This is a genomic window from Klebsiella sp. GL120222-02, from assembly GCF_003097195.1.
In the GTDB taxonomy this organism is placed as follows: Bacteria; Pseudomonadota; Gammaproteobacteria; order Enterobacterales; family Enterobacteriaceae; genus Klebsiella; species Klebsiella variicola.
Window position 1 is genome coordinate 330,961 of sequence record NZ_QEQO01000007.1, and the last position, 10,982, is coordinate 341,942.

Genomic DNA, 10,982 nt, shown 5'->3' on the forward strand with positions numbered 1-10,982 from the left:
GCAAAGCCGTGAACGCGCTGGGCTGCTGTATTGTACAGCGCGTTCGCGGCGGGGATTACTCCCGGGGCTGAAGCTGATAAATCCAGGCGCTGACCTGCTGTCCATCGTCGGTGGTCACCTCCACCGGCACCCGATCGTACCCCTCCTCAAAGTCGTCCAGCATGGGCCAGTGCGCCGCCAGCCGATCGGACAGGAACAGATAGCCGTTGACCCGCGGGCCGTGAGCGTCGAGGACGATCCCCGGAAAATCGGCGGCTGCGCCCCAGCCGCACGCGTAAAAGGTGCCGGTGACGTAGCCGGGACGCCACTCGCCCCCGATCGCCTCCAGAATGTGCGCATTGCTGCGACCGGGACAGAGCGTCCCATAGACAAATAGCGGTTTCATTTTCTCTCTCTCGTTCGCCCTGATACCCGCCCACAGCGGAGCGGAAAACCAAAATACGGGGTAATTCAGCGCCTGGCAATGGCCGGGTGGGGCGGGGCACTCCTCCGGGCATCTCTCTGATGCCGGGGAACGCTTTGGCCTCGGCGCTAATGAAGGTATATCGATTGCGATGATATTTTTATTATTATTTATATTTAAGATCAATATAAATAAGCCTGACGGAGAGACTAATTCGCTAATTAAATTCAATGGGGAAATAATAAAACGATAGCTTATGGAATATTCCTTCTCAATGGATTAAACAAGAGCCATAAAAGCAGCCGTAGGTTGAATTCAGATATTATTTAGGGCCAGGCGTTACCTCCCCTGGCTTTTTCGCTTTATGATAAACCTCCCTTGTACAAAGAATACCATCTGACTTCTAAACCCTCGCGGGCAGAGTTGATATTTCCTTTCCCTGAAGCGGCAGGCAATAAATCGAGCCGAACGACGTTCGGGAGAAAAACCGCTAGTGATGAACAGGCCAGAGCAAAGGCAGAGGCTGAGGCGAACGTACGGCGGATGAAGGATATCCGCCGCGGCATTTGGTCCTGTCTGCAGACAGATGAAAGCGAAAGGCACAGGAGGTGCAATGAAGATTTTCCGCCCATTATGGCGCGACGGGGCTTTTCTGGTCCCGCAGCAGTTTCAGCAACAGGCCCGCTGGGACGCGCACGTCGCCGATACGGTCTCCCGCATGGCGCTCGCCCACCCGTGGGGGGTATTGCGCGCGGAGTTTGACGCCAGCGCGCTCACCCTTTCCCGGCTCAACGCCACCCGGCTGATCGTGCGTTTCGCCGACGGAACGCTGATTGACACCGAGCTGGCGGATACTCTGCCACCGGTCCGTGATGTCTCGGGCGTGATGCTGGACAGTGTGGAGGTTGTGCTTGCTCTGCCGCTGCTCAGCGCCAGCGGCGGCAATCTTGATGACGGCCAGGAGAGCGCCCGCCCGCGCCGCTGGCGCGCCGAGCAGGTGACCGTGCAGGAGCTGGCCGGCCATGAACGCAGCGAGCTGGCCGTTCTGCGCCACGCGCTGACGCTGCGTCTCTCCACCGAGGAAAACGCGGCCTTCCTTACCTGCCCGGTAGCGCGTCTGGTGCGCGACGCCCAGGGGCAGTGGATCGTTGACCCGGAATTCATTCCGCCGCTGCTGTCGCTGGCGGCAAGCCCGACGCTGGTCAGCGAGCTGGGCGAGCTGTTACATCGCCTGCAGGCCCGACGCAGACGCCTGATGGCCATGCGCCGTGAAAGCAATGCGCGGATGGCTGATTTTGCCGTGGCGGATGTTTCCCTGTTCTGGCTGCTCAACGCGCTGAACAGCGCCGAGCCGGTGCTCAGCGAGCTGCATCAGGACCCTTCGCGCCATCCGGAGCTGCTCTATCGTGAACTGGCCAGGCTGGCCGGCAGTCTGATGACCTTCTCCCTTGAACATCATCTGGAAGCTATCCCCCGCTACCGGCATGCCTCGCCGGAGCAGGTATTCCCGCCGCTGTTTGCCCTGCTGGATACGCTGCTCGAAGTCAGCCTACCCTCAAGGGTGATCGCCATCGCTCTGGAGCAGGGCGCCGACCGGGAGATCTGGCGGGGCAGGCTGCACGATGCGCGGCTGCGCGAGGGGGCGGATTTTTATCTGTCGGTGCGCTCTTCACTCCCCCCTCACCAGCTACAGAGCCGCTTTCCGCAGCTCTGTAAGGCGGGTAGTCATGATGATGTCGCCGAGGTCGTCAACATTGCCCTCAGCGGCATCGCGATCAAACCGCTGAGCCACGTGCCGGCGGCCATTCCGCTACGTCTGGAAAATCAATATTTCGCTCTGGATCTCTCCACCGATGCCGCCCGCGCGATGCTGGAGGCCGGCAACTGCACCTTCTATACCCCGGAATCGCTTGGCGACGTGAAACTTGAACTCTTTGCGGTACTGCGCTCATGAATACCTCTGAAAGCGATCTGATCAACAAAACTTTTTACCCGGGCTGGCTGATGGTCAGCCAGTTACGCTGCGGCCAGCCGGTGACCGATGGCGAGGCGCTCTATCGTCAGGCCTGTCGATGGGTGACCGAGGCGCGCGAGGCGCTGACGGCGGCAGGAATCAGTGACGCCAGCGCTGAGCAGATGCTCTATGCCTACTGCGCGCTGCTCGATGAGAGCGTCCTCAACCGCGCCAGTCAGGATGATGGCTACCGCAGGTGGCGCAAGGATCCGCTGCAGGCGCGTTTTTTCAGCACTCTCAACGCCGGGGAAGAGCTCTGGGAACGGATCCGCCAGCTGCTGCGAGAGCCCACGGCGGATGCGGCAGTGCTGACTTGTTTCTATCGTACTTTGCAACTGGGGTTTGTCGGGCAGTACCGCGCCCAGGATGACGAACGGCGTGAGGACGTGGCGCATGCGCTTGGCGCGCGGGTCCCGCCGTTCAGCCTGACCCAGGAGGCGCCGGTGGTGGTTCGTGCCTCCCGGCTGCGCAGCGGACGGCGGATGTACTGGTGCGGCTGGGCGGTTGGCATTGTGGCGCTGGCCGCGCTGTGGTTGACCTTCTCCGCCGTGCTGTCACAGATGGTGGCGAAGATAGCAGGGCAGGGATAAGAGATGCGTGATAACGCCCGTCGTCTGCTTACGCTACTGACCGTCATCCTGGCCCTGTGGCTGGTGCTGGGCTTCTGGCCGCTGTCCATAGGCAACCAGGTGATCGTCAGTCTGTGCATCCTGCTGGTGGGCGGCGCGGCGCTCTGGCGTCAGCGTCGCCGGGCAGTCAGCCGTCAGCGATCGGAAATCGTCCTGCCGCCCGAGGATTTTCAGGGGGCGGTGGTTCTGGTCTGCGGGGATACCGACGGTCTGTTTCCCGGGCGTTCGGCGCACTGCGAAACCCGTCACGGCTGGTATCTACGGGGAGACAGCGCGGAGCAGTTGCCGCTGCTGGCCCAGTACCTGGCGGCGGCGCGTCCGGCGCTGGTATCGCAGGTTTCCGTGCTGCTGGCGGTGGTACCGGAGCACCACCCCTCCGGGGAGCAACTGGCGCAGTCGCTACGCGACTGGCGGCGGAGTATCGTTCAGTGCCGAACCTGGCTAAACGGTCTGCCGCCGGTGTGGAGCGTGTTCTGGGTGACGCCGCCAGGCGGCCAGGCAGGGGAAAGCCGCTGGTTTACCGTCACGCCGGAGAGGCCTGGTTTCCAGGTGCAGCAGAAGGGTCAAGTGCCCCAGTCGGTTGCCGAGTGGCTGCTGGAGGGCAGCCCTGCCTCACGCCTGCATCAGACGCTGTGGCTGGAGAGCATTCTGACCTTGGCCGAAAACGCTCTTTTCCGGCCATTCCGCGCCCGGCAGGCGGAACTTCCTCCGCTGAACCTGTGTGCCGCGGGCATCTGCCTGACACCGGTGGCGGCGGTGGCAAATAACCTCTGGCAACAGCAAATCGCCGGGATCACCACGCTCTCCCCGGGCAACGCCGCGGCGCCAGGTCCTCACCCGCTGCCGGATCTTCTTCTGTCGTCACTGCCGCACCGCCACGGGGTCAGCCGCCGGATGCGCGATGCCGGTCTTGCCGCTGGCGTGGGCTTCCTCTTTCTGGCGCTGGCGATGCTGGCTTCCTTTATCAACAACCAGCGCCTGGTGCGCAGCGTCGGCGATCATCTGGCGGTGTATCACCGCCTCAGCGGCACGCCGCCGACGCCGAAGCTGCAGGCGCAGCAGCGTCTGCGTACCGACAGCCGCCAGCTGGATGACTGGCTGCGCCGGGGAGAGCCGTTGCGTTACCGGCTGGGGCTGTATCAGGGGATGCGGCTGATCCCCTTCGTGGAAGCCGCTATCAATGACTGGGCGCCGCCCCCGCCGCCGCGTCCGGTCATTAAGCAGGTTGTGCAGGGGCCGCAGACGATCCGCCTCGATAGCATGGCGCTGTTCGATACCGGCAAATCGACGCTGAAACCGGGTTCGACAAAGCTGCTGGTGAACTCGCTGCTGGGCATTAAGGCGAAACCCGGCTGGCTGATCGTGGTGGCAGGCCATACAGACAGCATCGGCAACGATAAATCCAATCAACAACTCTCCCTGAAGCGTGCCGAGGCGGTCCGCGACTGGATGCGCGATACCGGCGATGTGCCGGAGAGCTGTTTTGCGGTGCAGGGCTACGGCGCAAGTCGTCCTGTCGCCAGCAACGAGACGCCAGAGGGGCGGGCGAAAAATCGCCGGGTGGAGATCAGTCTGGTCCCGCAGAAGGACGCCTGTCTGACACCGGGCACGGCTAATACGTCAGGAGCCGGGGCTGACGCCTTAAAAAACGAAACCAAGTAACCCGCGAACCCGATCGCGGACGTTGAATAACAATCTGCCTGCCTGACCCTGTGCGCTACGGGTTCCTGATAAACAGGAAACAGCGATGGGCGGTAGCGTGCCTGCAGCCAGTCAATCTTGTCGGCAAAGCGGGGCCTCTGCGGGGATGAAGCGCAGGAAAGGGGATGGATAAAGGAGATCAGCATGGATAGCGCTAAGGACAGTGCCAGAGAAATGCTGGCGGCGATAAACGTTGAAGGTTCCGGTTTCTGGCTGCTCTTTTTATTTCTCAGTCAGTGAATATAAATATCCCTGGGGTTGCCTTTTAGTAATGAAATTCCTGGTGGGGTATCTGAGATATCGATATGCACATAAATATATTTATGATGAATGAGATGATTATCATTAAACAAAATTAAACAGTGCATCCTGTTAATTGATTTTTGGTGGTCATTACTGCGGAGTAAAACAGGAATATAATGGATACCTTTTCAATGATTACCGGCACCACCCTTAACCGTTACCAGCTGGATATTCCTTCATGTACCGCATCGCTGGATGTGGAAGAATTCAGTGGTGCAGAAAAGCTGAGTGAACTTTATTATTACACCATTACGTTTACCAGCGCAGAGAAAAACATCGATGCCGCACAGCTCCTGAGCAAACCCGCCATGCTGACGATGGGCGGCGGCGCACTGCAGCAGCTGGCGGACTGCAAACGCGTCCATGGTGTGATTACCACCTTCCGGCGCGTCAATCGTTCTGAAGATCAGTCGACCTATCAGATAACCCTCCAGCCGTTTCTCTCCCTGCTGGATAAACAGTTTCGCAGCCACCGTTTTTTCGTCAACAAATCGGTACCGGAGGTGGTGGAGCAGGTATTGCAGGAACATCACCTGCATGACTGGGAGTATGAGTTTAATCTCAAGCAACACTATCCGCGGCGCGAGCAAATTAATCAGTATCAGGAGAGCGACCTGGCATTTATCCAGCGCCTGCTGGCAGAGGTGGGGATATTTTATTTCTTCACCCTGCAGGAAGAGGCGCAGAGCGAAGTGGTCCACTTCGCCGACGCGCAGCGGGCGCTGATGTTCGATAAAACACTTCCTGTAAACAGCCCGTCCGGGATGAGCGACAGCGGTACGGAATCGATATGGGGTCTGAGCATCACGCATAACGTCGTAGAGGCGAACGTCACTACCCGGGATTATAACCCCCGCGATGCGCAGAGCGTTCTCCAGTCGGCAACAGCGGATATGACCCGGGGAAATGGTGAAGGCCTCACTTACGGTGAGGTATACCACTATAAGCTTCGCCACCTGGAGCGTGGCGATAAAATCGACCCGCAGACGGAGACCGCCAACTTCTATGCCCGCCTCGACCATGAGCGTTTTCTGGCTCACCAGACGCTCATTACCGCGAGCAGTACTGCAGCCTGGCTGGCGCCGGCCCAGGTGCTGACCGTTACCGACAGCCTCCCACCGACCCTGCCTGCGCCCGTGCAGGATCCGCTGTTAATCACCGGCACCGGTTTTACCGCCAGCCGCCGGGAGGCGCTGCGGGTGTCCCTGCTGGCGGTGCCCTACAGCGAAACATTGTGCTGGCGTCCGCCGCTGCTGCCGCGCCCGAAGGTGACTGGCACCATGACGGCGCGGGTGACCAGCGCGAAGGCGAATGATATCTACGCCTGGCAGGATGCGTCCGGCCTGTACCGGGTGAAATTTGACGCTGACAGAGAGGAGAAAGGGCAGGGTCAGGAAAGCATGCCGGTGCGTCTCGCCAAACCCTACGGCGGCGACGTGTACGGCTTTCACTTCCCGCTGATCCAGGGCACGGAGGTGGCGATTGCTTTCCACGAAGGCGATCCTGACCGGCCGTACATTGCGCATGCGCTGCACGACTCGCGGCATGTCGACCCTGTGACGGAGAAAAACAGCACCCGCAATGTGATTCGTACTCCGGCCAATAATAAGCTGCGAATGGAGGATAAGCGCGACGAGGAACATATCAAGCTCAGCACCGAGTACGGCGGCAAGACGCAGCTCAACCTGGGGCATAACGTGAATGCGCAGAGGGAGTTGCGGGGCGAGGGTGCGGAACTGCGTACGGATAAATGGGTGAGCATCCGGGGCGGTGCGGGGGTGTTTATCAGTGCGGATAAACAGCCTTCGGCAGGCGACAGGATGCTGGCAATGGAGGAGGCGATTGCGCAGCTTGAAAATGCCCTGGGTATTGCGAAAAGCCTGGCGTCGGCAGCGGAATCGGCTCAGGCCCTGCCATCGGATACCGGCAACCAGCAGACGCTGAACGATGCGCTGAAAGAGCTGGCGCAGCCGGGGATAGTGCTGAATGCGCCGCAGGGCGTGAGCATCAGCAGTCCGCAGGCGGTACGGTTGTCTTCGGGTAGCGCCAGCGTGGGGATTGTGTCACAGCAGAATACGGACATCAGTGCGCTGAAACGTTTTACGGTGGCGGCGGGAGAAGCCGTCAGCCTGCTGGCGCGAAAGGCGGGGATGAAGCTGTTTGCGGCGAAGGGAAAGATGGAAATCCAGGCGCAGGATGATGCGCTGGAGGCGACGGCGAAAAAGGATATCACCGTGACCAGCGTGGAAGGCCGGGTGGAAATCACGGCGGCGAAGGAACTGGTGGTCAACTGTGCGGGAGCGTATATCAGGCTAAGTGGTGGCAATATCGAGCTGGGCTGCCCGGGGAATATTCTGCTGAAATCGGCCAATGTGCAGAAAATGGGCGCAGCTGATTATGATGCAAACAAACCTGAGCTTCCCGTCGGTTTCAGTGAGTTTTTTACTGCAAAAGATGAAGAGTCCGGGGAGATTTTACCTTTTACCCGGTACAGGATAACAACCGGTGAAGGTAAAGTATTTGAAGGCAGGACCGATGCGGAAGGTAAAACTGTTGCAGTTTATACTGCCCTGCCTGATGCCCTGCATATAGAATTACTTTAAAGAATGAAGGAATAGCATATGGCTACCGGAGAAGAGAAAAGTAAAACATCGGTACAAGGGACGGGAACGGTTGTAAAAGGAAAATATGGCCCAGAATGTTATTTTCACCCAGGTAGCGCAACATTGCTTTTTCTGGAGGCTTCAGATACTAAAATTATCGAACAGGAGCATGATTTTCTGTCTGGCTTGCTTGAAACTCAGAAACAGGCGCAAAAAAATCTTGATGATATTAATTTTGAAGCAATCACTCAGGCAGGCAGAGTGCCAGCAAGAAAATTTGAAAGTGAAATCACTAAAGCCTATGAAGCCTTAAACAAAGCAAATCAGGCTTTGCGGAAAGAGCTTATGTCACTAACAGCGAATCCTCCGGAGGGGGAATTGCTTAATGATAAAATGAAAGATACTGCCATTGGTATAATGGAACTTATTCCGCTTAAAAATAACACAGTGAAAGGGTTCAAGAAAACTTATGTGCGTTCCGATAAAATAAAACACCAGTGGCGAACATATAAGCTCAGCGAAGTTGATAAAGAAAGTGGTGAAGCCAGTTTCATAAAATATAAAAACAAAACTATTGTTTCTCAGGATGCGAATGGTAATCAGGTTAATAAAACCATACGTCAGGGAAAAATAGATACAGCAGAACTAAAAAAACAACTAAGTAACGTACCTGTTTCACTGAAATTCGATCTTGTTGACGATACGAATGTTATTGTCAGTCACTGGGCAGAGGAAATGAACAAATCTCTGACCTGGCCAAAGGGGGATGGTAAAGTCGACGAATCTGTTTATCACCAGTATGTTGATATTAGCGCGCAGGCTCAACTGATGCGCTACAGCCATGGAGGGGGTGCATCAGCGGAATATAATCCGTCAGAAAAAAAACTGGAGGGAAAAATAGAAGGTCATGCCAGTTTTGCACTGGGGGAGGCGAAGGCCGAAATGGCCCTGTACCTGCCGGACAGGTTAGGTGTCAGCCTTTTATTTCCGGCGAAAAAAGTGACGCCACAGACACCGGATGGTGTCTGTAATATGGGAGCGCTGCGTTTTGCCATGAAACTGGTATTGTCAGGTAGCGTTGGTGCCAGTGCTGCAATTGAATTAGGGGTGACAGTAGACTGGAGTGGAGAAATGGGAAAGGGCTATGGCATTAAAGGCCGTCCTGCAACCCTGACTGCTCCACCGTTGCCAGGACAGCAGCAGGTGAATTTAAAGACCTCAACGATACCTGAAGCACAGGGGGGAGGTGAAATTGGTGTTTTTGTTGGTGCTCAGGCGGGAGGTAATATCAGTGGTGCCATTGAGTGGTTTGACCCGCATCCTGATGATACGCCAGTAGCTATAGGTGTCGAGAAAGATAACAAACCCATTGTCAATAAAGAGAAGAAGTTTGCCGCGATAGCCAAACTGGAAGCGGGGATGACGGTGCAGGCAGGCGCTGGGGGAAGTGGGGTTTTTTATATCACCTATATTCAGGGACGTTTTCGTATTTACTGTAAAGCGGCTTTATGTTGGGGAGTGGGGGCCAAAGGGGAAGTCGGTTTTGAAGTTGATGGCAGCAGCTTTGCGGCTTTTATGAAGAGTTTTATGCTTATGCTAAGGAATGTTGATTATCAGAAGCTTGAGCAGATGATGGCAGGGGATGCCTTTCGATCTTTATGTGCAATTCCTATTATTATGGCTGCGCAAGGGATACAGGCAATTGATGCGATGTACATCGATGTAACTAGAGTGTTAGTTAACTTGAGTAATCAGATTAGTGATGAGGGAAAACGAATTGATTTAATGTATAGTATTTTGTCTAATCCGGATCAGCTAAAATATACTCCTCCAGAAACAAAAGGGGCAGTGATTGCCACATTAATTGATCAGAATTGGGTGGACTGGCTTGACCCTCGCAATCAAAATAATGATTTTTTTTCCGTTAACAGTTGGAAGCTCGGTCCTCTCAAGAGGCGAAAGCAAGCGGTGTTTATGGCACTGAAGTGGGTACAAAGTCAGGCAGATTATAACAATGTTATGCAGCATTTGACGTTGTCGCCAGGGGAGAAGAAAGGTAATAAAGAATTGAATGAAAAAGATGTGATTAAGTTTTTAGGCATTGGAGAACGAAAATTGTTTTTCTATACCAATTATGGCGAAAAGCTCACCTTATTGCATAATAACCTTCCGGTTTCCGTTGGCCCGGATGAACCATTTAGACCTATTCCGGATATCCTGATGTCAGAATATCTTGCCATGATCGACGACCAGCACCCGACGGGGACAATGACTGCCTGATGCAATGGCTGAGGTGATAAGATGAGAAAATTAATCGTAGTTGCTTCTGTTGCCGCCAGTTTACTGCTCGGGTGCGACCAGAAGAGTACTGAAAAGCGTAAAACCTTGTCTGAAGCGCTTGTTGCTAAGTCGCTTTCTGACATGGTCGCCGTACAGGGCGGCGAATTTTTAATGGGAGATTTTGGACCGTTAGTCGGTGAAAAACTGCCTTTCAGCATAAACCAGGATGATAAGGTATTACATAAGGTTGTGTTAAGTGATTTTTTAATATCAAAATATAAGGTTATTAATAAGAATTATAAAGAGTATTCAAAACTTACTAATAAAAGAGCACTGCCGGTAGGTCCATTTATGAAAAATCATCCATCTTTATTATCCGATGATTATTCAGCAAATGTGACCTGGCAACAGGCAAAAGACTATTGTCAGTGGTTAGGTAAGGAGTCCGGTAAAAAAATTGATTTGCCGACAGAGGCGCAATGGGAGTATGCAGCAAGATCCAGAGGGCAGTATCTTCCGTTTGCTACCAACAATGGTGAGCTTTTACCCGGGAAAAATTTCCCGAACCAGGACGAACTGGATAGTTATACTGATGGTATTGGACTTCCTTTTTATCCAATAGGGAAGTTCCCGCCAAACCCCTTAGGTCTGTATGATATGGGACTCAGTGGCTCTGAATGGACCAATGACTGGTATGCAGCAGATTATTACTCTCATTCTCCGGTAAACGATCCTCAGGGGCCTGCGCAGGGTACTAAAAAAGTCCTGCGCGGGAATGTTGGCGGTGACAGACAGTACGCATTGACTATGTTTAGACAATCTGCTTCACCACTCCCAGAAGAAGTTGATGGTGACTATGAAAAATATGGTGTTGGTCCGCAGTATGTTTTCCGTTGCGTCATCAATAAATAATGTCGTTTGGTGGTGACATATATCATTTTAACCGGAGCAACAACGTTGAATGAATGTTCCAATAAACCGGAGAGACTATTTAAACCTGTCCCGGATAGCCTGATGTCAGAATATCTTGCCATGATCGACGACCAGCA

Annotated in this window: 7 protein-coding genes and 3 pseudogenes; 9 read left to right on the top strand and 1 reads right to left on the bottom strand. The window is 54.8% G+C overall.

Translation table 11 applies throughout. The features are described from left to right. Window positions 1–55 precede the first annotated feature (55 nt). Window positions 56–385 carry a gamma-glutamylcyclotransferase family protein gene (locus N438_RS21055; protein ID WP_023340377.1) on the bottom strand — a complete coding sequence of 110 codons (330 nt, stop codon included), beginning with the start codon at window positions 383–385 and terminating at the stop codon, window positions 56–58. Between the two features lie 631 nt (window positions 386–1,016). Here N438_RS21055 and tssK point away from each other — a divergent pair. The 9 genes and pseudogenes from tssK to N438_RS28365 form a co-directional block, all read left to right on the top strand. Beyond that, complete coding sequence (gene tssK, locus N438_RS21060; RefSeq protein WP_032730679.1) at window positions 1,017–2,357, top strand: type VI secretion system baseplate subunit TssK; 1,341 nt, start codon at window positions 1,017–1,019, stop codon at window positions 2,355–2,357. Beyond that, a complete protein-coding gene (tssL, locus tag N438_RS21065; protein ID WP_032733241.1) occupies window positions 2,354–3,007 on the top strand; it encodes a type VI secretion system protein TssL, short form in 654 nt (217 codons plus the stop codon). The genes tssK and tssL overlap by 4 nt, the downstream gene beginning before the upstream one ends. A gap of 3 nt (window positions 3,008–3,010) precedes the next feature. Next, window positions 3,011–4,708 (top strand): OmpA family protein, encoded by a 1,698-nt coding sequence (locus N438_RS21070; RefSeq protein ID WP_082227738.1) that lies wholly within the window; start codon window positions 3,011–3,013, stop codon window positions 4,706–4,708. Window positions 4,709–4,891: 183 nt separating this feature from the next. Then, window positions 4,892–5,016 (top strand): annotated as a pseudogene (locus N438_RS28355) (hypothetical protein). A gap of 150 nt (window positions 5,017–5,166) precedes the next feature. Further along, the gene (vgrG, locus tag N438_RS21075; protein ID WP_116696483.1) at window positions 5,167–7,653 is read left to right on the top strand and encodes a type VI secretion system Vgr family protein; all 2,487 of its coding nucleotides are present in this window, start codon (window positions 5,167–5,169) and stop codon (window positions 7,651–7,653) included. 921 nt (window positions 7,654–8,574) lie between these two features. After that, a pseudogene (locus tag N438_RS21085) lies at window positions 8,575–9,637 on the top strand (hypothetical protein). A 215-nt stretch (window positions 9,638–9,852) separates the two neighbouring features. Next, window positions 9,853–9,933, top strand: a pseudogene (locus N438_RS28895) (hypothetical protein); the annotation flags it as partial. Window positions 9,934–9,954: 21 nt separating this feature from the next. Then, window positions 9,955–10,845 carry an SUMF1/EgtB/PvdO family nonheme iron enzyme gene (locus N438_RS21090; protein WP_109848624.1) on the top strand — a complete coding sequence of 297 codons (891 nt, stop codon included), beginning with the start codon at window positions 9,955–9,957 and terminating at the stop codon, window positions 10,843–10,845. 45 nt (window positions 10,846–10,890) lie between these two features. Beyond that, the coding region (locus N438_RS28365; RefSeq protein WP_032444339.1) for a hypothetical protein at window positions 10,891–10,982 on the top strand (92 nt) is incomplete at its 3' end.